Here is a 21,258-nt window from a genome sequence, read left to right as displayed (position 1 = left end):
GTCAAGTCCGTGGGTGGAGTTTTCAGGGGTGACCGCGGTGCTTGACTCTGTCTGATTAGCGGCACGCTGAGGGGCCGACTGGGGTTTGCCCAGTCGGCTTTTGTATCTGTGGCTTTATGCTGCTGCGATGACCTCCGGTGCGTTCTCGCGGTAGAGCTCTCCGTTGCGCATCATGGCGAATAAGACATTGAGCCGTCTGCGGGATAAGGCGACGACTGCGGCGTTGTGTCTCTTGCCTTCTTTTCGCTTTCGTTCGTAGAATTGCCGTGAACGTTCGTGGAATCTGATCGATGCAAAAGACGATTGCCATAGAGCGTTCTTTAATTTTTTGTTGCCGGCTCGGTTCAGACTGTTGGACATAATGGATGTGCCCGACTGATTTGTCCTAGGCGACAGACCTGCGTACGACGCCACATGTGCAGCAGACGGAAAATCCGACATATCTCCCACAGCCATAAGGATCTGTCCTGCAGATTTCGGCCCGATGCCCGGCATCGACAGCAGAATCTCGGTGTGAGGAATGTCTTGAATCAGGGCGAGTACTTGGTCCTCGATTTCCTTGCGGTGCTCCTTTTTCGCAAGAGCATCAGCGGCTGACATCGCAACACCGAGTTCGGCGTATTCCGACCCAGGTATCTGCACTGTTTGGCTGGTAAACGCTGCGAACATGGCTTCAACGATGGTTTCTGGATTCCGTGCCCGATGGCGTCTAGTAAAGACGTTGACTCTGGCTTTGCCGAGTCTGCGGATCTTGGTGGGTCCGCCATACTTGGCGAGTAGTTGAAGTATCCATGTGCGGTGGATGACCTGCCCGCGCAGAACTCGTTCGAACTCAGGGTAGGTTCCGACCAGTGCTGAGCGCATTTGGTTAATCAGTCGGGTGTATGCCCTGGCGAGATCCTCATCAATACCGTTAAGGATCTTGAGTTTGAGGAAGACTTCATCGACACGGTCAACCATGCGCAGTGATTCCGGCAGGGTCAGCCCGGCATGGGCGATAACGTAGGCGTCGCGGACATCTGTTTTGGCATTGCCGACATGGATACGTGAGAGTTGGCGCATCGCTAGCCCCGGTAGGTAGCGCACGGTAGTGCCCATGGATTGGGCGATAGCGACGGTGAGTCGGCCGATGTTGTTGGGTTGGTCAACGACAACTAACACGTCGTGGGACTGGTCGACTTTGCCGATGAATGAGGCAAATAGGTCCCGTAGAGATGTTTCGTGTTGGTTGACTTGCTTGGACAGGACTTGGGTGCCGTGTTCATCCAGGACGCAGGCGTGGTGGAAGTATTTGCCGACGTCCATGCCGATGACATAGCGGTATGTCATGGTGGTACTCCTTGCGATAGAAAAGCGGTAATTTGCTTCGTCGCTGGGGTTGGTCGGACATACTTCGTGCTGGCATCCACATTACTTTGAGATCTCACACCAACTAGTGGCGTGGATCAGGTTCCTATTAGCAGTTGGAGTATGTCACTGTCTTCGGCGGCATCACCCCCCGGATCATTTTCTTAACAGGGCGAATAAGAGCCATACCGAAGCCAGCGACTAGTTCCTCCAGTCCCGAAGGGAATGAGGGAACGGAGTAAACATAACCCGCCCCGATTAGGTGACTACGAAATGAATCCTCGGAGCCCTCCGGTGGAACTACTTAGAACGTAATGGGCTGCATGGTGCCTTAGTCTCCTTTCGGATTATCGACACCGCCCGTGTTGTGCTTTGTTCACTGTCCGTATGGAAGTGGTAAAGTCTTAACCGACACGGTCGGTGTCGTTTTGTTTTTGGACCCCCGCTAGAGTTGGCGCTCGATGATGCGGGGGTGGGCCCGAACCCCGGAAAGTGGACACGGGGATTTAATCAAGATGCGATAGTAAGTGTAGCTGATCCGGCGGCTTCGAAGGCGTTCGGCGAGCAATAGCCGCACCACGAGTGCAAGCGCTTGGTGTTGTAGCGCGTGCACCACCGGAACACGTCCCGACGACACACGAACTGACTTGGGAAAACGGACTCGTCCTGAAGGACTTCCCGTTTCAGCGTGGCGTTGAACGACTCCGCCAACGAGTTGTCCGCGCTCGTCCCGATTGCTCCCATCGACTGGGTGACACCGAATCGTTCACACAGCTTCCGGTATTGCCCAGAGGTATAGACGCTGCCATGATCGGAGTGGAAAATCGCCCCGTCAAGGTTGCCTCGGACCCCGTGGGCCATCGTGAGAGCTTCTTCGACCAACTCCGTGCACATGTGGTCGGCGATCGCGAAACCGGTCAACTGCCGCGAATAGCAGTCGATGACGGTTGCCAGGTACATATTCGACCCGTCCGCGATCGGCAGGTACGTGATATCGCCGACGTAGATGGTGTTCGGTTTCTCCGCGGTGAACCGGCGTTTCAGCAGGTCGGGCAACTTCGGAGCCCGTTTCGCAGACACGGTGGTCTTCACCCGGCGTTTTTTGGTGTAGCCGAACAGGCCCATCTGGCGCATCAACCTAGCGGTGCGCTTGTGATTGAAAAGGGCGTCGTTGGCTGGATCGGAATTGATGGCCGCCGTCACGCGTTTCGCCCCGTAACAACCGTTCTCGGCCGTGAACACGGCCTTGATCCTCGCTCCCAGCACCGCGTCGTCAAGGACGCGTCGCCGGCGGGCAGGAGCAGCAGATTTCCATTTGTAATACGAGGACCGGTTGATCTTCAAAACCTCACATAACCGCTTGACCTCGTAGAGGCCTCGGTTGTCATCAACGAACCGGAAGCGGTTCACCAGTTCGTCTCTTCCGCGAAATATTTGGCCGCCTTGCGGAGGATCTCTCGCTCCTCCCGGAGCTTGGCGTTTTCGCGTTCCAGCACGCGGATGCGTTCGGCGTCGGAGAGTCCTTCAGCAGGCGTGCGTGCGCTGTTGGCTGCGGCAATGGGGCTGGCGACTTTTTCACCGTTGGCGTTGGTTTTGGTGCCGGTGCCGAAGGCGTCGAGCCAGGTGCGCAGGGAGTTGCGGTTGACCCCGAGATCGGAGGCGATCGCGTTGAGCGTTGCTCCGGGGGTCGACTCGTACAACGAGACTGCGTCGCGCTTGAACTGCTCGGTGTAGGTCTTGCGTGGCATGGTGGAAAGGTACCTCACTTCCCCAGCGAGATGCTGGTTTCAAGGTGTCCACCACCAGGGGGTCAGGTCCAACGACGCAAACCGCGCCACAACAGCAGAATCCGGAACCCATTTCGACTTCACACAATCACCTAACCCATGTCAGGTGTTTCCACGACCACTAGAATCCAAGAGCTATTATGAGTGCTTGCATTGCCCAATAGATGCAGCACTGGAAAGTATTTTTATGGTGTTTATTCAGCCCGAAGCCCAAAAATTCCTCGACCTGAACAGGGATGCCCCACAGCTGGACACGCGTACTCCTGAAGAAAACCGCGCCGCCCAGCAGAAGACGGCAGCGGCTTGGGGCAAGAAAACCCCGATGGTATCCGTGTACGAGACCTCGGTGCGCGGTGTCACGGTGCGGGTTTATGTGCCACAGGAGCCCGCGCTTGCCGATGCCCCACCAGCAGCGCCTGCCTTCATCTTCTTCCACGGCGGCGGCTGGGTGCTGGGGGATTTAGAAACCACGGATACAACCGTGCGTGATATTGCCGCAGAGTCGGGAATCCTCTGTATCAGCGTGCATTATCGCCGTGCGCCGGAGCACCCCTTCCCAGCACCACTAGATGATTGCCGTGCGGTGGTAGACGGGGTGCTGCAAGGAGAATTGGGGATAGGCATCGATCCAACGCGCGTTGCCGTGGGAGGAGACAGCGCCGGCGGCAATATCGCAGCGGTGATCGCACAAGAACTGCGCGATCAGCTGGCGCATCAGGTGCTGATTTACCCCGTCATGGTTTTATCCACCTTTGACACGCAATCCCATGCGGATTTTAGCGATGTCTATTACCTCACCCGGCGGCGCCTTAACTATTTTTATGATTCTTATGCTGGCGCTGCAGACCGCACGGATATTCGTATGTCTCCCGGCAGGAATGGCGATCTGGCGGGGCTGCCTCCAGCGACGGTGATTACCGGTGAACTTGATCCGTTGGTCTCTGAAGCAAGTGACTACGTTGGGCGGATGCTCAATGCGGGAAATGTAGTGAGCTCTATCGAATTTAAGGGCCAAGTCCATCCGTTCGTCCAGATGGGCGGGATCATTTCGGATGCATTGATTGCGCGCACCAGTATTGGCAGCGAATTAAAGCGTGCGCTGCGAGGCCAAGGCTAAAGGCCGCGATCTGTCCGAGTTAATAGAAATCTCGGTGTGAGCACTCAACACAACACTCAACACAACACTGCACATGTTGAGTGTTGTGTTGAGTGTTATGTGTAGTGTTCGCCTGCACCCGCGGGGCTAAAACCCTGCCACCACCAGTTTTGCCAGATTGCGGCCTCCGGGTGCGGCGGTGGAGTGATGGTGTCGTGTGGTGTGTGTATGGAGCTGACGGGGCTAATTCCATGCAGTGAGTTGATAAACCACAGGGGACATTCCGCAGCGAGTGCCGGGGTCAATGGGTGCTGCGCGGTGGAAAGTCCCAAGTCATTGCAGCGGTGCAGGACCTGGCGCAGGGTCACGCTGGGCAGGCGCACGCCGGTAGGAAGCAGGAGCGTGTCGCCGTCCCAGGCGATGAGCGCGCCGGTGGTGGTTTCTGCGATGGCGCCGTGGGCATCGACAATCGCGGTGTCATCGGTGCTGCTTTCCTGATACTGGCTGCGGTAGGCGGCCAGGGTGGGCAAGTCCGGGCCTTTAACTAGGGGCCGTACTCGGGGATCGGGGGCCTTGGCGTAGGTAAGGCGCGTGTGGGCGCGCGGGGCCGGTGCGGGCCGAATATCGAGGTAAAGCTCGCCGGCTATCAGGGCGATGCGGGGGAAGAGCTCGCCACCCGAAAGCAGCTCCAGCATGGCGAGGACGAAGCCGGCGGGCAAGGTTCCGGCGGCGGATTCGAAGCGCTCTAGATGCAGGTGGAGGCCGTGCGTGCGGCCTTGCGAATGTCGCCAGGAATCGGCCACGGTGCATGGATCGGTTGGTGGGGTGCAGGGGATAAAGGCGCCGTCGCGCCAGATATAGGAGCTCATGACCACGCCCCGAGGACCGATTGGGCCTTGAGGTTTCTTTCGGCCAGCTCGGCTGCGGGATCGGAATCGAGGACGATGGCCCCGCCGGCGCCGACGGTGACCTCGGAACCCGCGCGCACCGCGGTGCGGATGACCACGCTGAAATCAGCCTCGCCGGAATACCCGAGGTAGCCCACGATGCCGGAATAGACGCCGCGGGGTCCTGCCTCGAGGGCATCGATAATCTCGCAGGTGCGCAGCTTCGGCGCGCCGGTCATAGAACCGGGCGGGAAGGCGGCGCGGATGGCGTCGAGCGCGGTGGCGCCGGGGCGCAATTGGCCGGTGATCGTGGAGACGAGCTGGTGCACGGTGGCATAGCTTTCCACGTTCATCAACCCCGGAACGCGCACGGTGCCGGGCTCGCACACGCGGGATAAATCGTTGCGCAAAAGGTCCACGATCATGAGGTTCTCGGCGCGGGTTTTGGGGTCATCGCGAAGCAGCGCGGGGTCCTGGTGGGCTGGAATGGTGCCCTTGATGGGCTTGGCCTCGACGCGGTTATCGCGCACGCTAAGGAAACGCTCGGGCGAGGCGCTGCAGATTTCCACGCCGTCGAAGACCAGATGCGCCGCGTACGGTGCCGGGTTGTGCCGGCGCAGCGCAGCATAAATATCGCCGGTGGCCTGCGCGGTATAGGTATCGGTCAGGCATACCTCGTAGCTTTCTCCAGCGTGCAAGAGCTCTTGGGCGCGCTGGATTCGGTCAAGGTAGTCGGTGGCGCGCCAGGCGCCCGCGCTTGCCGATACCCCCTCGTTTCCCACCTGCCCGCCCTCCAGGGCTGCCTCCAACCGGTCGAGAAGGCCCTGCGCGCCGTCGCCATCCAGGCAGCATAGGTGCGCCATTTGCCGGTGGTGGTCGTAGATAAGGAAGGACTGCGGCCGGATGAAGTAGGCATCGGGATACGGCGAGCGGTGGCGCAGCTGGATGGGCAGGGTAAGCTGCGCGCATTCGTAGCCGAGGAAACCTACCACCCCGCCGGTAAACGGCAAATCCGGCGCGTCAAAGACCTGCGTGGATAGCTCGCGCTCGAGGGTGGTGAGGATATCGGGGGCTTCGCCAAGCCGGTAGCGAAAGGATTGGCTAAGCGGACCGGTGGCATCGCCAAGAATGCTATAGCGCCCGCGCGCGTCGGCGGAGTCGAGGAAGAAGGCGTCGGTGCCGTCTGCCTGCAGCGCCGCGAAGACCCGTGGGCAGTCAATCGCGCCGGGGACCTCGCGGTGGAGGATGCGAAAACCGCCGAGGAAGTTGCGCAGCAGGGTCGCGCCGTGCTGGGTGAGTACCGATTCGGGGTGGAATTGCACGCCCCAATGCGGCAGGCCATCGACCTTGAGGGCTTGGACGGTGCCATCTTCGCTGCGGGCGTGCACGGTGATGCCCGGGGCAGGCTCAATGTGCAGCGAGTGGTAGCGCACCGCCTGAAAGTTCTGCGGGATGGAGGCGAAAATCCCCTCGCCGGAGTGGCTAATGGTGGACACGAAGCCGTGGCGCGGTTCGGGCGCGCGGCGTATGCGGGCGCCGGCGAGCATCGCCAGCCCCTGGTGGCCAAGGCAGACGCCGAGCAGGGGGATTCGCGCTGCGGCGGCCGCCTCGATAACGCGCCGGGACATGCCGAAGTCGTTGTTTTCCTCCGGGGTTCCGGGGCCAGGGGAGATAACCACGTGGCTGAATTCGCCGGCGCGCACGCGATCTGGGATGTCGGCGGCCTCGCCCGCGGGAACGACGAGGGGCTCGGTTCCGGAGAACTCAGCGATGAGGTGCGCAAGGTTAAACGTGTACGAGTCGTAATTATCAATGAGCAGGATCATCAAAGGCAGAGTCTATAGCCCAGTGCGCCCCACGCGTAACTTGCTCCACGGGAGGTCTAACTATTGGGTGATGACCAACTAATTGACGTATGTCACACTACGTTGTAAAGTTAACTTTAAGTTAACAACAAGCAAACGGGGAAAGAATTCAGGAAAGGGGATAACAATGAACCAGTTTGAAACCCTCCGTCATGACCTGCACACCAAGTACGGTCACGGATATACCCGTGCTGAAATCGATACGAAGTTGGACGAGGTCATCGCCAAGCACACCGCCAACGCCGAGCTCGTGGAATTCATCCCCGTGCTGGTAGAGCGCGAGGTGCGCGAGTTCTTCGGCGCCCACCGCATCCACGTTCGCTTCGCCGCGGGCAATAACCACGCCCTGGCCAAGGCCGCAGCGGACCTCACTAAGAAGCACGCGGGGGAGGCGCTTTACGTCGATACCGCCGCCGCGCACCCGGAAAATGACGGCAATGACCACCTGGCCCACGTCATGAGCGAGCGCGGCATGGGCCAAGCTCCTAAGAAGTACCTCGAAGAGGTGCGCACCGTGGCCATGCCGGACTACATCGTGTACCTGGGACGCGAGGTCGAGCGCGATGAGGCCGGCAAGGACATCAAGATCTGGGACATCGCCCCGGCTGAGACCGTTGAGCAGGCCCGCGAGCTTGCCGATGACCTAGAAGCCCGCGTCTACTACATGCTGAACAAGCTGGGCATCGACCCGGTAACCGAGCGCGTGAATGCATAAGGGGAGGCACCATAAGCCCTGGGCCGAGGAGGAATTCCTCGGCCCTTCTTTTATTGTCCGCGTGTAAACCCGAGCAGGCGCGCGAAAGCAACTACGCTAGGTCGCTGACTACTGTTTGAATCGTTTGGAGAATCGAAGCAATCGTGACTGCCAACAACACCTCGGCCTATGAGCCCCTGCAGCGAATCTTGCTGCCCAAGCGCGGCGAACCCTTTGATGTACGCATGCTCTACCTCATCGAGGCGGAGCAAAACCGCGAGCGCTTGAGCTGGACAAACCGCACCGCCGTGACCATCCCGGCCGGCGAGGAAGCCTCCTTTGAAACCTACTTCAACGCCTTCCCAGCCTCCTACTGGCGCCGCTGGTCGCAATTGCGCTCGGTGGTTTTAAGCCTGGAGATCGAGGGTCAGGCCAACGTTTCTTTGTACCGTTCCAAGCAGGATGGCCAGCGCATCTCCGTGGCCAACCACCTCGTGGGCACCGGCCACCACGAGTTTGAGCTGCCGCTGAAAAACTTCGAGGACGGCGGCTGGCTGTGGTTCGATATCACCGCGGAAAAGGAAACCACGGTGTCGGATGCAGCCTGGTGCTCCCCGCAGGCCCCAGCGGCGCAAACGCTTCCCGATGGCACCGAGCTCGCCCCTTCCGAAAAGCGCGTCGCCGTCGGTATTCCCACCTTCAACCGCCCCACCGATGCCGTCGCTGCCCTGCAGGCCCTGGCAGAAGATCCCGTGGTGGATGAGATCATTGACTTCGTCCTCATGCCGGACCAAGGCAACCAGCACCCGGCCGATGAGCCGGGTTACGACGAGGCGGTGGCCCACTTTGGCGAGCGTTTCCGCGAATTCCGTCAGGGCAACCTGGGCGGCTCCGGCGGCTATTCCCGCATTATGTACGAGGCGCTGGAGAATACGGATTCGCCCTTCATCTTGTATATGGACGATGACATTGCCATCGAACCGGACTCCGTGCTGCGCGCGGTGCAAGCCGCACGCTATGCGGAAAAGCCGATCATCGTTGGCGGGCAGATGCTCAACCTGCAGGAACGCTCCCAGCTGCGCACCACCGGTGAGCAGGTCAACCGCTCCGATTTCATGTGGGGCGCCGCGCCGCATGCCGTGTATGACCACGACTTTGCCAAGTACCCGCTGCGCGCCATTGGCACGCCAGAAACCCATGTGGATCCAAAGAAGTACGATTCTCGCGCGCTGCACCGCCGCGTGGACGTGGAATATAACGGCTGGTGGATGTGCCTCTTCCCGCGCGTGGTGGCAGAGACCAACGGTCAGCCACTGCCGCTGTTTATCAAGTGGGACGATACCGAGTACTCCCTGCGCGCCGCCCGCAATGGCTTCCCCACGGTGACCTGGCCGGGCGCGGCCATCTGGCACATGGCTTGGGCGGATAAGGACGATGCCATTGACTGGCAGGCCTATTTCCACCTGCGCAACCGCTTGATCGTGGCCTCGCTGTACCACGATGGCGCAGTATCTGGCATTACCAAGTCCATCTTTAAGTCCACGCTCAAGCACACCATGTGCATGGAATACTCCACCATGGCCATCCAAATTGAGGCCATGAAGGACTTCCTGGCGGGGCCGGACCACCTCTTCGATATCTTGGATACCTCGCTGCCGCGCATCGCGGAGATCCGCAAGAACTACTCGGATGCGGTCATCATCGAATCCGCAGACCAGCTGCCGGCGCCGACCGGCGCGCCGGGCGTTCCCACCCGCAATGTGGGCGGGCGCTTGGCCAAGGTCAAGAAGCTGCCGTGGGCAGCAAAGGGGCTTAAGCACCTGCTGAGTAAGGAGGATCCCGCGCATCACGCGGCGCCGCAGCTGAACCTCACCCCGGACGAGGCGCGTTGGTTTACCCTTTCCCGCGTTGACTCCGCCACCGTTTCCACGGCCGGCGGCACGGGCGTGGCCTTCCGCAAGCGCGACCGCGATTTGGCCAAGGAGCTTATCGTTGAAACCCGCAGCCTGCTGAAAGAAATCGAAGATAACTTCGATGACCTGCGGGCACAATACCGCGTCGCGTTGCCGGAATTGACCGCGCGGTCTTCCTGGAAGAAGGTTTTTGATGCCCAATAAGCTTTCCATCGCAGAATCCCACGTCTTGGAGTCCATTCAGAACGCCGCCTTTGACGTGCCGGGAGTGCTGCCCACCGCCCGCGGATTAAGCCACTTGGGCGAGCACGCCCTGGGCTGGATGGGTGGCGCGGCACTTGGGGCCAGTTTGGACAAGCAGCGCCGTGAGGAGTGGATTCGGATCGGTGCCGCGGCGTTTACCGCGCATGCGGCAAGCGTGGTGCTCAAGCGCATCGTGCGGCGCAAGCGGCCCGATTATTCCTACGTGCGCGTTGGGGTCAAGACCCCCTCGCGCCTATCCTTCCCGTCCTCGCATGCCACCTCCACCACCGCCTTCTTGGTGGGCCTTTCCCGCCTGACGGGTTCCAAGGCACCGCTTGTGGGAGTGCCGGTGATGATGGCATCGCGTATGGTGCTCGGGGTGCACTATCCAACCGATACCGTTGCGGGCGCAGCCATTGGCGCTGCTACCGCGCGGGCAATGACGAAGGGAAAGACGCATGAGTGAGGACGGCAACCAGCACTTTCTCCATTCGGAGCCGCATACGTCCGGCGTCGATACCGGACGCAAGCGCAAGCCGCCGAAGAATTTGGCCGATGGCATGGTCAAGGCCCTGCGCCCGAAGCAATGGGTAAAAAACATTCTCGTGCTGGCCGCGCCCGCTGCGGCCGGTGCGGACTCGCTCTTTCACGGGCGCGTGCTTGTCGATGTCCTCCTAGCCTTCATCGTCTTCTGCCTCGGCGCTTCTTCCATCTACCTGATTAATGACGCCAAGGATTGGCGCGAGGACCAAGAGCACCCGACCAAGCGCTTCCGCCCGATTGCCTCGGGCGTGCTGCCCATCAAGGTGGCCTATGTCATGGCTGTGGTGCTCGTTGGCCTGTCCATCGGGCTGTCTTTTTTGGCCACCGCTGGACTAGAGCTAGCCATCGTCATGGCGGTTTATATCGCCCTGCAGCTGGGCTATTGCTTTGGCTGGAAGCATATTCCGGTCATCGATATTGCGCTGGTGTCCTCCGGATTCATGCTGCGCACCATGGCCGGCGGCGTGGCCGCCGATATTGAGCTTTCGCAGTGGTTCTTGCTGGTTGCTGCCTTTGGCTCGCTGTTTATGGCCTCCGGTAAGCGCTATGCCGAAATCCTACTGGTGGAAAAGACCGGTGCGAAGATTCGCAAATCCTTGCAGGGCTATACGCCGACCTACTTGCGCTTTGTCTGGACGCTAGCGGCCACCGCCGTGGTGGTCTTCTACTCCCTGTGGGGCTTTGAACTGGCTAATGCCGCAACCTCTGGTGGCGTGTGGTACCAGATTTCCATGGTGCCGTTTACCATCGCCATCCTGCGCTATGCCGCCGATGTGGACCGCGGCCAAGGTGGTGCGCCGGAAGAAATCGCGTTGGGGGACCGCACCCTGCAGATCCTCGCCATCGCTTGGCTGGCCTGCATCGCCATGGCCGTCTACATCATGCCATTGGTCTAAGCAGCGGTGGCATAGACGTGTTGAACTAGAAGATCTTGAGGGACCTGATATACTCACCCCACGTGGTTAACACCGGTAACAAGAGAATCGTACGTTGGAGCGTACCCGCCTCGGTTCTTATTATCGGTGTTTTTTCTTTGTGGGGTGGCTTTGCCCGCCGCTGGATCGCCGATGATGGACTCATCGTTCTGCGCACCGTCCGCAACTTAGAGGCCGGCAACGGGCCTGTGTTCAATGTGGGCGAGCGCGTCGAGGCCAATACCTCCACGGTCTGGCAATACCTCATCTTTGTGGCGCGGTGGGTAAGCGGTGCTGAGCTCGAAACGATCGCCATCTACCTCGGGCTTATCCTGGCGGTTGCGGCGATGGTGGTGGGCACGTGGGCATCGGCAAGCATGCACAAGGGAATTGTTCTTCCCGCTGGTGCCTTGGTGTATCTGGCCCTGCCACCGGCACGGGACTTTTTACCTCCGGCTTGGAATGGAGCCTGTGTCTTTTCTACTTGGCCGTCTTGTGGTGGATGCTGATTTCATGGGCGCGACCGCGACAAGAATTGCCGCCCGAGCCTCTCGTGTATGGGTTGGCATTCTGGGCGGGGCTGTCCTGGCTCATTCGCCCTGAGCTCGCCCTGTATGGCGGCTTGGTTGGCGTTGTACTCATAGTGAGCACGCGTTCGTGGAAGGTTATCGCTGCCGCCTTGCCCCTGCCCCTGGGGTATCAAGTCTTCCGCATGGGCTACTACGGCCTGCTTACGCCTCATACCGCCGTTGCGAAATCCGCGGCCGGTTCCGCGTGGGGCAAAGGGTTTGCGTATCTGGGTGACTTTATGGTGCCCTACGCGCTGTACCTCCCACTCATCGTGCTGGCAGTGGCGGCGCTATGGAAAGCCAATTTTCGCCCGCCGGCGCTGCGCTCGCTGCAGACTGTGGTTTATATCTTCTTGGGCGCTGCGCTTTTGCATGCCTTGTATGTTGTGCACGTGGGCGGCGATTTTATGCATGGACGCATGTTGCTGCTTCCGCTTTTTGCCGCGCTCCTGCCCATCTTCGTAGTTAATTTACGAACCTGGTGGGCTGCCGTATTCTCTGCGGTGTGGGCTCTCGTTATTGTCGTGCATGGCCACCCGGTAGACCGCGCTGCGTACGCGGGGAAGCTTACTGTTGTGGATGAGCGGGACTATTGGACCGATATCACCAACCGGCAGGAACCACCTCGCCGGGCCGAGGATTTCCTGGGTATGGATTTGATGAATGACTACGAAAAAGCGGTGCAGGACTTGGCAGCCGGCGATGCCATGACCTTCCGCTATATCAAGGAAGGGGGCCAGCCATCGTGGACGACGGTGCCCGCGGATCCGGAACGCTCCGATCCTCCCACTGTGTATTTTCTTAGCCTCGGTCTTACTTCTATGAATGCCCCGCTTGAGGTGCGCGTGCTCGATGAAATTGGGCTCAGTAATCCCCTAGCAGCGCGCCAGCCCCGCATCGAGGGCGGGCGCATTGGCCATGATAAGAGCCTTGGTGTGGCGTGGCAGATTGCCGATTCTGCAGTGGATATTGACTCCCTATTGCTGGGGCAGGATAAAGATTCCGCGTGGCAAGCACGCACTGCGCTTAATGATGCCAATTTCCAGAAACTCTTTGCCACCTATAGGCAACCGCTAACCTGGGGCCGATTCTTAGAAAATATTAAATTTTCCCTGACAGAGGGAAGGACCCTAACCTTTTCCTCCGATCCGGGGGATTACCTGCAATGATGGTTGATAATGAGGCAAAAGTCTGTGAGTGAACTACACTGCCTTTCAGTGAGGTTTTCGCTGAGGGGTGTTAACGATTCACAGGTTCCCAGCGATAAAGCCAAAGAACAATAATTGAGTACTTTGTGGAGGAGAAAGATGACTGCATCTTTGAGGGGACGCGTCCTATCGGTCATCATGGCGGTGGCCGTAGCGCTTGGCCTCGCCGTAGTGGCAGGCGGCACGCAGCAGGCACACGCGGGAAACCGCGATTGGCTGCGTCCGGATAATACTGGCACCTGTGAATGGGACCCAGTTGCATTTTGGGTTCAGCGCTGTGATGTCTGGTCCCCGTCCATGAACCGTAATATCCCGGTACAGATTCAGCCCGCAAAGAATGGCGGCAACGCTGGTTTCTACCTATTGGATGGCATGCGCGCTACCTACGCAACCAGCGGCTGGGTTAGCCCGCATAGCGAGGTTAATGCCGCAAAGACCTACTCGGACAGCAACCTCACCCTCGTGATGCCGGCAGGTGGCGAGTCTTCTTTCTATGCCGACTGGCAGGCACCGGGCAAGTATGATCCGAACGATCCGGTTAACTACAAGTGGGAGACCTTCCTTACCCAGGAGCTTCCTGCCTACCTCGAGCAGAACTTTGGCGTGGCCCGCAACAACAATGCGATCGCTGGCCTCTCCATGGGTGCCGGTTCCGCCATGACTTTGGCTGCTAAGCACACTGACCAGTTCAAGCAGGTACTGTCCTACTCTGGTTACTTGACTATGACGGTTCCAGGTGCCCAGACTGTCCTTCGTTTGGCCATGCTGGATGTAGGCGGGTTCAATGTCAACGCCATGTACGGTTCCCTATTTAACCCAAGGCGTTTCCAGAATGACCCGCTCATGCTGATTCCGCAGCTGCGCGATGGTGGTACCGATGTTTATATTTCAGCCGCATCCGGTATGCCGGGTCAATTGGATAAGGAAACCCTCCCACCGAAGTTCCAAGCACCGGGTGTCGCACTGGAGGTTGGTTCTCAGCTGACCACCCGCGCTTGGGAAGGCGCCGCTCGACTGCAGGGTCTGAACCCAACGGTGAGCTACCCGGCCGAGGGCTTGCATAACTGGTACCAATGGGACTACCAGCTCAATGCTTCCAAGCCACGCGTTCTCAACGTTTTGAATGCCTGGTAAGGCTCACTAACGGACTATCCCCGCGCCGTTTGAACTGCTCCCCAGTAGTTGGACTGAGAAATCAGCTACCAACTAGTGGGGAGCATTTTTCTTTGGGACTATGAAGTTCGCTAAGTGAAACGCAGCGCGAGCAAATGGTGGAGCGTTTCGAACAGGGCAGGGGCACCAAGCCGGAGGGGCTTACTGAAGGAGACAAGCAGCGTCGCAAAAACGAACTGTTGCCGGCCGAAAATGCCTAGCTGAAAAATACAGATGAAGGCTTCCAATACCAGCATTCAACCTGGCGGACATTGATCCACGACAACGGCGGCGTTCAGTCGATGTCGCGTACAGCCAGCTGCTACGACAACGCAGTAATAGAGAACGCTTTCGGTCACCTGAAAAGCGAGACATACCACGGAGAAGACTTCAGCACCGTCGAGGAGTTCACCCAGGCGATCGAAGATTACATCCAGTGGTACAACACCGAACGCACCCAACAATGACTTAAGGGCCTGACCCCGATGTAATATCGGAGTCAGGCCCTTGCTCCCCAAACCTTCTTGAATTAAACCCGTCTAACTCTTGGGGACTAGTTCATGGCGCTTTCGGTGGTGTTGCGGGTTCGTGCTTTGGTTAGTGGTTTTGGAGTTCTCGGGTAATGATTTGGGTCATTCCGTCGTGTCCTACGTCTGTTGGGTGTAGTGGCATGACGGATGGGGCGGTTGGGGTCTGCACGAGCGTGGCCCATCGCTGGTTGGTGTCTGGTTGGCAGGGGTCGTGGGTCTTTGCTTGGTCGTGGAGGTTGATGAAGTTGACTCCGAGGTCGTGTGCTGCGCGTCCGATTTCGCGGTTGAATTCGTCTTCTGCGATTGTTGCGCCCGGGATAGTTACAGGGAGCTGCAGCTGGTCGTGGTTTACAACGCACAGGGTGTCGTTGACGGTCATTGGGACGTAATTGACCATGGTGATGCGGGCGTTGGGTGCGGCTTTACGAATTTTGTTGAATTGGAAGTCTAGTAGTCCGCGGTAGGTGGAGGCTTTGGGTACGTCGGGGAGGGTGGCGTTGGCTAGGGCATCGAAGTAGGTTCCTTGCTGGAGACCGCCGTACATGAACACTACTTCTTTGGTGTCTTGGCCGATGTTGCCTTTTTCGATGGCGTCGTCGACGTATTGGTTGATCCAGACGCTGGTTCCGTTGCAGGAGTAGTCGGCGAGGTTGTGGTCGAGGTTGTTGGCGGTTTGGTGCGCCCAGTTGTGCTTGTCGTTGAAGCAGGGGTGGAAGGGGCGCTTATATGGAGAGGCTGATCCTCGGTCTCCTGGTGCGCCGCCGTTGGCGGTGAAGGAATCGCCGAAGGTGACCATTTCCTTGCCTTGGTCCGCATTTGCAGTCTGGGCCATGGTGAGGCTTGTGGTGAGGGCGATGAGTCCGGCGGTGATTTTGGTCTTTATGTTTTTCATATCTTTCGCTTTGGGTAGGGGATGTTTACAGGGTGCACTTTTGTGCATGCTGTGGTTATCTTAGTGGTTTCTTGGTGAGAGTCCAGTCTGTGGTTAAGCTGGGAGATTGCTTATTGGGCGATTCCGGGGGACAGCCTCTGCATCGAGATAAATGGTGATATAACTTTGCACGGCGTGTCAGCCTTTCCAAAGCTTCAAGTTCAACTTAAACTTAAGCGCACAATAGACAGCTCACGCCGCAGGTAGCAGTCCGGAGGAGGGGAACCTTCGGAATGCGGCCGCGGTAAATCTTCAAGGACGTTTACCTATGCGCAAAAACACTTCCCCGGGCAAGGTCCGCAAGGGGCTCGCGGTAGCAGCCATGCCGACCGCCATTGCCGTTGGACTTGCCCTGCTGCCCAATGCCACTGCCCAAAGCTCTCTTGGTGACATGAGCTCCGCTCAGCCAGGCAACGGCGGCAGCCTGTCTGATCACTTTGCGCCTAAGGATCCGCCGGCCCGTACCCCAGTGGAGACCGAATACCCACAGGTGGAGGGGCTGCCGGATGGCGTAAAGATCAACCGTGTGGAGTACCTGTCCAACCGTCACCTGATGGTTTATATCCAGTCCGCAGCCATGCCGGATCACGAGCAGAAGGTGCAGATCCAGCTCGCGCGCGACTGGTATTCGCAGCCGGAGAAGAAGTTCCCAGAGGTATGGGCACTTGATGGCCTGCGCGCCCGCGATGACGAGTCCGGCTGGACCATTGAGACCAATATCCTCAACCAGTATGCGGACCGCAACGTCAACCTCATCATGCCGGTGGGCGGCGAATCTTCCTTCTACTCCGACTGGCAGCAGCCGGATGCGGGAAAGAACTACAAGTGGGAGACTTTCCTTACCAAGGAATTGGTGCCAATTTTGGATCATGAATACCGCTCCAACCAGAAGCGCGCGGTGACTGGGCTGTCCATGGGCGGTACCGCAGCGGTCAACTTGGCGGAGCGTAACCCGCACTTGTTTGATTTCGTGGGTTCGTTCTCCGGCTACCTCGATATGACTACCCGTGGCATGCCACAGGCCATCATGGCTGCGCAGCGCGATGCTGGCGGCTACGATTCCCGCAAGATGTGGGGCGAGCCGGGCTCGCAGGATTGGATCGACCACGATCCGAAGCTGGGCATCGAAAACCTCAAGGACATGCAGGTCTATGTCTCTGCTGGTAACGGCAAGGACGACTTTGGCCAGGAAGACTCGGTGGCCAAGGGACAGGCAAGTCTGGCCGGCATGGGGCTGGAAGTTATCTCTCGGATGTCCACCCAGACCTTCGTGGATTACGCGAAGCGCGCCAATGTGGAACCAGTAGTGGAATTCCGGCCCTCCGGCGTGCACAGCTGGGAATATTGGCAATTTGAGATGCAAAATGCATGGCCGCACATTGCTGATGCCCTCGACCTTGACAAGGCTGACCGCGGTGCGGATTGTAATACCGAAGGCGATATCGCCAAGGCCACCAAAGAAGGCATACTCGGTTCCTGCCTGAATAACGAATATGATGTTGCCGGTAAGGGCAAGGCACAAGACTTCGAAACCGGTACGGCGTACTGGTCCCCGGAGAATGGTGCGCACGCCCTGTACGGCCGCATCGGCGCCCGCTATGCGGAAATCGGTGGCCCCACCTCCTGGTTGGGCTTCCCTAAGACCGGTGAAACTAAGACGATGGATGGCAAGGGACGCCTCGTGCGTTTTGAACACGGTTCCATTTACTGGAGCCCAGAGACCGGCGCCTGGGAAATTACCGGTGACATGTACAAGAAGTGGGGCGAGAAGGGCTACGAAGGCGGCGATCTGAAGTTCCCGACCGGCCCGGTAAAGAAGGTGGGCGATGGCCTTGTCCAGGAATTCCAAGGTGGCATTCTGACCCGCAACCCGGACGGCAAGAACCAGGTCTCCTTTGGTGCCATTGGCAAAAAGTACAAGGACATGGGTGGCGCTGACTCCCCACTGGGCTTCCCCACGGACGGTGAGAAGAAGGTAGAGGGCGGCTTCTTCCAGGAGTTTGAACATGGCTCCATCTACTGGTCCCCAGAATCCGGCGCGCACTACATTTTGAAGGGCGCCATTATGGATGAATGGGGTAAGAAGGGCTGGGAGCAAGGCGAGTTTGGCTGGCCCACTTCTGATTACTCCGAAATCGCCGCTGGTGGATTGAAGCAGGAGTTCCAGCACGGGACGATCAGTGAAGTCATGGGCCGCGTACAGACTGAAAAGAAGTAAGCATGCGTAAATTAGCCCTCGTAGGAGCGGTCTTATGCCTCGGATTGGCAGGGTGTGACTCTGCCACCGTGGATAGTGACTCCGGCAATGACACCTCGGTGGCGCCGCTGTCGCGCGAAAAAACCTCCGAAGAATCGACCACGAGTAGTAGCGAGTCCGCATCCAGCAGCGCTTCCTCCTCGCAGGAGCCATCCGAACCCAAGGACGGTTCCAAGGAATCCGCGGAGCCGACGAATGGGTCTCGTTCAGCGAACTCCCCAGAGGATCGCGGTGCGCGCGAGATTTCAGAGATCCCCTCCGCGCAGCTGCCCAAGGAAGAGGCTGCGTACTTGGATTCGTTGAAGGATGCCGACGTGAATGTCGATGGGGTAGAAGATCAGCTCCTCGGCGCCGGTCAGGGGGCCTGCGGTGACAATGGCATCACTATTCCTGCGGTAGCTGGGCAACTGATTGAACAGCAACGCTCTGACATGGATTATGAGGAGCTCACCAAGCTTCTCCAGGACAACGCACGTTCAGCTCTTTGCTAGCTTTCTTTGAGGTTTTCCGGGTACAACTAGTTCATGCGAAAAATCATAACCGTCGTTGCCGTCCTCGCTCTCCTCGTCGTTATCGGCGCGGGGGCTGCGCATTACCTCACGAGCTCGGACTCGGCGGGGCCTAGCTCCCCCGAGGGGCCAGAATCCGGGCAGCCACCGGAGGAATCCCAGCCGGATTGGTGCCCGAGTGCGGAGTTCATCTCCGCGCCAGGTACCTGGGAATCGGCTGCCGACGATGATCCCCTCAACCCTTCTGCTAATCCGCGCTCGTTCATGCTGTCTATTACGCAGCCGTTGCAGGAGGCTTACGGGGATGATGTAAAGGTGTGGACCCTTCCTTATACTGCGCAATTTAAAAATATCAATGCGCAGGAGGAAATGAGCTACGACGATTCCCGTGATGAGGGCACCGCGAAGATGAATGAAGAGCTGCGCGGCATGCATGATAGCTGCCCACAGACTAAGTTCATTTTGAGTGGTTTTTCCCAAGGTGCGGTGATCGCCGGCGATGTGGCCGATGACATTGGCGGTGGCGAAGGTGTAATCCCCGCAGAAAATATCGCGGGCGTGGCGCTGATTGCAGATGGCCGGCGTGAAAACGGCGTGGGCCAAAATCCGGGCCACGAGCTCGGCGGAATTGGTGCCGAGATTGCCTTGAAGCCCGTCTCCGGCCTCGTTCAGCCCATCGTGCCTGGGGCTACCATGCGCGGCGCGCGCCCGCACGGCTTCGGAGAGCTCGCGGATAGAACCTTCCAGATCTGTGCCCCCAATGACACCGTGTGTGATGCGCCCACCGGCGTGGGCAATGGTTTGGAACGCGCCAAGGATTTAATCGGGGCCAATGGGGTGCACGCGCAATACGCCAGCAACGACGGCGTGATTGATGGGACTACTGCGAACCAGTGGGTTGTGGACTGGGCCCACGGCGTCATTGACGCCGTGTAATGTGAGGCGCTATAACATCGATATTTTTTAAGACAAAACCATTTACCAAAGGAGAATCGATGGATATACAGCAACTCATGGGGAAGTTCTTTGACGCCGAGGGCAATATAGCCCTCCCGGCAGAGCTCACCTTGGCGGGCTTGGCCGAGACCCTCTACCAGGCAGAGACGGATACCTCGCAGGTTGTAATCCGCCAGTGGCTCTACGGTGAGGAAGACACCGTCCGTGAGCTCAGCCGCCAAGAGATCAATACCCGGATCAAAGTGGTGGCAGCGCGCCTGCAACAAGTTGCAGAACCCGGCACCCGCGTGGCCATTCTGGCGGGCAACTCCCCTGAGTACCTCTTTGGTTTCTTGGGTGCGCTGTATGCGGGCATGACCCCGATCCCGCTCTATGATCCGAATGAGCCGGGGCATGCGGATCACCTCAAAGCGGTCTTTGCTGACTGCGAGCCCCCCATCGTGTTGACCAACCGCGTATCGGCTGCGGCGGTGCGCGCCTATTTCTCCACCGAGCGGGAGCGCCCGCGCGTCATCTCCATCAATGCGCTGCCTGACTCCTTGGCAGCGTCGTGGAAGCCGGTCGCTGGAGAGGGAGTGGAGTCCACCGCCTTCTTGCAGTACACCTCTGGTTCCACCCGCACCCCCGCCGGCGTGGAGCTCAGCAACCGCGCGATTTTGGTGAATGTGCTGCAGATCTTTCGGGCCGTAAACCTACAGTTCCCACCGCGCGTGGTCTCGTGGCTGCCGATGCACCACGATATGGGCATCATCCTGGCGTTATTCGCCACGATTCTGGGCATCGAATTGGACATGATGACCCCGCGCGACTTCATCCAACATCCCAACCGGTGGGTTGAGCGCATCAGCCGCCAGCCGGGTGAAGAGAAGAATACCTATACCGCCGTGCCCAATTTCGCCCTGGAATTGGCCGCGCGCTACGGCAAGGACGCGGATTTCTCCAACGTTGATGGCATCCTCATTGGTTCCGAACCGGTGACGGAACCAGCGGTGCAGAAATTCCTCGATACCTTCAGCATCGAGCGTTCCGTGCTGCGTCCCTCCTATGGTTTGGCGGAAGCAACCCTCATCGTTGCTACCGCGCAGGGTGAAAAACGCCCCGTCATTTCCCACTTCAACCGCGAAAAACTGGCGGACGGGCACGCTGTTATTGAAGAAAAGTCCGCTGCAACGGTGGCCTTCGCCTCGAATGGCCAGGGCGTCTCGTTCCAGCACTTGGCCATCGTAGATCCTGAAACCAAGGCCGAGGTCCCAGAGGGCACCATCGGTGAAATCTGGGTGCATGGACAAAATATGGCAACTGGCTATCTCAACCGCCCGGAAGAAACCGCGGCTGCCTTCCGCAATACCCTGGGCGAGCGCATCCAGGATGGCCTGCCAGAAGATGACTGGTGGATGGCCACCGGCGATCTCGCCACCATCGTTGAGGGCGAGCTGTATATCACCGGGCGCCTCAAGGATCTCATCGTCATCGCCGGGCGCAACCACTACCCGCAAGATATTGAAGGCACCGTGCAGGACGCATCGGCGCACGTGCGCCCAGATTCCGTCGCCGCCTTTGCCGTAGAGGGCGAAAACTCAGAGTCCTTGGTTCTCTTGGTGGAGCGCGCCGATGACGCGGATCCATCCGAGGACGCCGCTGCCAGCGAGGCGATTCGCACGGCCGTGACAAAGAATCACGGCATTACCCCGAGCGATATCGTGTGGAAGGCGCCAGGAGAAATTAAGCGCACCTCCTCGCATAAGATTGCCCGCCGCGTGGGCAAAAAGGACTACCAAGCTTAAAGCCGGATTCGGACGTTAAGTTAACAAGGTGACAAAATAGAGCGATATAGGTATTTGTCGTTCTATTAACCC

15 protein-coding genes and 2 pseudogenes are annotated in these 21,258 nt (G+C 58.8%); 12 read left to right on the top strand and 5 right to left on the bottom strand.

Annotation, left to right across the window (positions count from 1 at the left end; all coding sequences use genetic code 11):
- Positions 1-114: 114 nt before the first annotated feature.
- On the bottom strand, positions 115-1,329 hold the full coding sequence (locus ACLI1T_RS10685) for an IS110 family transposase (RefSeq protein ID WP_411702658.1): 1,215 nt from the start codon (positions 1,327-1,329) through the stop codon (positions 115-117).
- Positions 1,330-1,857: 528 nt separating this feature from the next.
- A protein-coding gene (locus ACLI1T_RS10680) for an IS3 family transposase (RefSeq protein WP_411702657.1) occupies positions 1,858-3,095 on the bottom strand; the annotation gives its coding sequence in 2 pieces (ribosomal slippage) (positions 1,858-2,768 and positions 2,768-3,095; 1,239 coding nt in all).
- 226 nt (positions 3,096-3,321) lie between these two features.
- On the opposite strand from ACLI1T_RS10680, the gene ACLI1T_RS10675 reads away from it, so the two are divergent.
- Positions 3,322-4,251, top strand: a complete 930-nt coding sequence (locus tag ACLI1T_RS10675) for an alpha/beta hydrolase (RefSeq protein WP_411702656.1) — start codon at positions 3,322-3,324, stop codon at positions 4,249-4,251.
- A 95-nt stretch (positions 4,252-4,346) separates the two neighbouring features.
- Here ACLI1T_RS10675 and ACLI1T_RS10670 read toward each other — a convergent pair whose 3' ends face one another.
- The gene (locus tag ACLI1T_RS10670; protein WP_411702655.1) at positions 4,347-5,099 is read right to left on the bottom strand and encodes an aminotransferase class IV; all 753 of its coding nucleotides are present in this window, start codon (positions 5,097-5,099) and stop codon (positions 4,347-4,349) included.
- Positions 5,096-6,943: a chorismate-binding protein gene (locus ACLI1T_RS10665; protein ID WP_411702654.1), complete on the bottom strand. Its 1,848-nt coding sequence runs from the start codon at positions 6,941-6,943 to the stop codon at positions 5,096-5,098. Before ACLI1T_RS10665 ends, ACLI1T_RS10670 begins: the two co-directional genes overlap by 4 nt.
- Before the next feature lie 166 nt (positions 6,944-7,109).
- Between ACLI1T_RS10665 and ACLI1T_RS10660 the strand changes: the two genes are divergently transcribed.
- From ACLI1T_RS10660 to ACLI1T_RS10630, 7 genes and pseudogenes are all read left to right on the top strand, one after another.
- Entirely contained in the window at positions 7,110-7,697 is a 588-nt protein-coding gene (locus ACLI1T_RS10660; RefSeq protein WP_349853546.1) for a three-helix bundle dimerization domain-containing protein, read from the top strand.
- 143 nt (positions 7,698-7,840) lie between these two features.
- Positions 7,841-9,793 carry a glycosyltransferase gene (locus ACLI1T_RS10655; protein ID WP_411702653.1) on the top strand — a complete coding sequence of 651 codons (1,953 nt, stop codon included), beginning with the start codon at positions 7,841-7,843 and terminating at the stop codon, positions 9,791-9,793.
- Positions 9,783-10,298: a phosphatase PAP2 family protein gene (locus ACLI1T_RS10650; protein WP_349864198.1), complete on the top strand. Its 516-nt coding sequence runs from the start codon at positions 9,783-9,785 to the stop codon at positions 10,296-10,298. Before ACLI1T_RS10655 ends, ACLI1T_RS10650 begins: the two co-directional genes overlap by 11 nt.
- Entirely contained in the window at positions 10,291-11,271 is a 981-nt protein-coding gene (locus ACLI1T_RS10645; RefSeq protein ID WP_023024308.1) for a decaprenyl-phosphate phosphoribosyltransferase, read from the top strand. Before ACLI1T_RS10650 ends, ACLI1T_RS10645 begins: the two co-directional genes overlap by 8 nt.
- 62 nt (positions 11,272-11,333) lie before the next feature.
- Positions 11,334-13,027, top strand: a pseudogene (locus ACLI1T_RS10640) (hypothetical protein).
- 138 nt (positions 13,028-13,165) lie between these two features.
- Positions 13,166-14,200: an alpha/beta hydrolase family protein gene (locus ACLI1T_RS10635; RefSeq protein WP_349853540.1), complete on the top strand. Its 1,035-nt coding sequence runs from the start codon at positions 13,166-13,168 to the stop codon at positions 14,198-14,200.
- 239 nt (positions 14,201-14,439) lie between these two features.
- Positions 14,440-14,685, top strand: a pseudogene (locus ACLI1T_RS10630) (IS3 family transposase); the annotation flags it as partial.
- Positions 14,686-14,815: 130 nt separating this feature from the next.
- On the opposite strand, the gene ACLI1T_RS10625 reads toward ACLI1T_RS10630, so the two are convergent.
- A complete protein-coding gene (locus tag ACLI1T_RS10625; protein ID WP_023024297.1) occupies positions 14,816-15,640 on the bottom strand; it encodes a GDSL-type esterase/lipase family protein in 825 nt (274 codons plus the stop codon).
- A 307-nt stretch (positions 15,641-15,947) separates the two neighbouring features.
- Between ACLI1T_RS10625 and ACLI1T_RS10620 the strand changes: the two genes are divergently transcribed.
- The 4 genes from ACLI1T_RS10620 to ACLI1T_RS10605 are packed head-to-tail and all read left to right on the top strand — an operon-like array spanning position 15,948 to position 21,186.
- A complete protein-coding gene (locus ACLI1T_RS10620) occupies positions 15,948-17,897 on the top strand; it encodes an alpha/beta hydrolase-fold protein (protein ID WP_411702652.1) in 1,950 nt (649 codons plus the stop codon).
- Positions 17,898-17,899: 2 nt separating this feature from the next.
- Entirely contained in the window at positions 17,900-18,427 is a 528-nt protein-coding gene (locus ACLI1T_RS10615; protein WP_411702651.1) for a hypothetical protein, read from the top strand.
- Positions 18,428-18,460: 33 nt separating this feature from the next.
- Positions 18,461-19,381: a cutinase family protein gene (locus tag ACLI1T_RS10610; protein ID WP_411702650.1), complete on the top strand. Its 921-nt coding sequence runs from the start codon at positions 18,461-18,463 to the stop codon at positions 19,379-19,381.
- A 59-nt stretch (positions 19,382-19,440) separates the two neighbouring features.
- Complete coding sequence (locus tag ACLI1T_RS10605; protein ID WP_411702649.1) at positions 19,441-21,186, top strand: FadD32-like long-chain-fatty-acid--AMP ligase; 1,746 nt, start codon at positions 19,441-19,443, stop codon at positions 21,184-21,186.
- Positions 21,187-21,258 lie beyond the last annotated feature (72 nt).

It is taken from the genome of Corynebacterium tuingiense (assembly GCF_046718165.1).
GTDB lineage: Bacteria > Actinomycetota > Actinomycetes > Mycobacteriales > Mycobacteriaceae > Corynebacterium.
Note: the sequence above shows the minus strand (reverse complement) of the source record. Positions and strands in the feature narration are given on the sequence as shown.

What these genes read in the sequence shown, in the direction of transcription:
- ACLI1T_RS10685 (WP_411702658.1), bottom strand. Translation starts at nt 1,329, where the DNA reads ATGACATACCGCTATGTCATCGGCATGGACGTCGGCAAATACTTCCAC.
- ACLI1T_RS10670 (WP_411702655.1), bottom strand. Translation starts at nt 5,099, where the DNA reads ATGAGCTCCTATATCTGGCGCGACGGCGCCTTTATCCCCTGCACCCCA.
- ACLI1T_RS10610 (WP_411702650.1), top strand. Translation starts at nt 18,461, where the DNA reads ATGCGAAAAATCATAACCGTCGTTGCCGTCCTCGCTCTCCTCGTCGTT.
- ACLI1T_RS10615 (WP_411702651.1), top strand. Translation starts at nt 17,900, where the DNA reads ATGCGTAAATTAGCCCTCGTAGGAGCGGTCTTATGCCTCGGATTGGCA.
- ACLI1T_RS10660 (WP_349853546.1), top strand. Translation starts at nt 7,110, where the DNA reads ATGAACCAGTTTGAAACCCTCCGTCATGACCTGCACACCAAGTACGGT.
- ACLI1T_RS10675 (WP_411702656.1), top strand. Translation starts at nt 3,322, where the DNA reads ATGGTGTTTATTCAGCCCGAAGCCCAAAAATTCCTCGACCTGAACAGG.
- ACLI1T_RS10650 (WP_349864198.1), top strand. Translation starts at nt 9,783, where the DNA reads ATGCCCAATAAGCTTTCCATCGCAGAATCCCACGTCTTGGAGTCCATT.
- ACLI1T_RS10605 (WP_411702649.1), top strand. Translation starts at nt 19,441, where the DNA reads ATGGATATACAGCAACTCATGGGGAAGTTCTTTGACGCCGAGGGCAAT.
- ACLI1T_RS10645 (WP_023024308.1), top strand. Translation starts at nt 10,291, where the DNA reads ATGAGTGAGGACGGCAACCAGCACTTTCTCCATTCGGAGCCGCATACG.
- ACLI1T_RS10625 (WP_023024297.1), bottom strand. Translation starts at nt 15,640, where the DNA reads ATGAAAAACATAAAGACCAAAATCACCGCCGGACTCATCGCCCTCACC.
- ACLI1T_RS10665 (WP_411702654.1), bottom strand. Translation starts at nt 6,943, where the DNA reads ATGATCCTGCTCATTGATAATTACGACTCGTACACGTTTAACCTTGCG.
- ACLI1T_RS10635 (WP_349853540.1), top strand. Translation starts at nt 13,166, where the DNA reads ATGACTGCATCTTTGAGGGGACGCGTCCTATCGGTCATCATGGCGGTG.
- ACLI1T_RS10620 (WP_411702652.1), top strand. Translation starts at nt 15,948, where the DNA reads ATGCGCAAAAACACTTCCCCGGGCAAGGTCCGCAAGGGGCTCGCGGTA.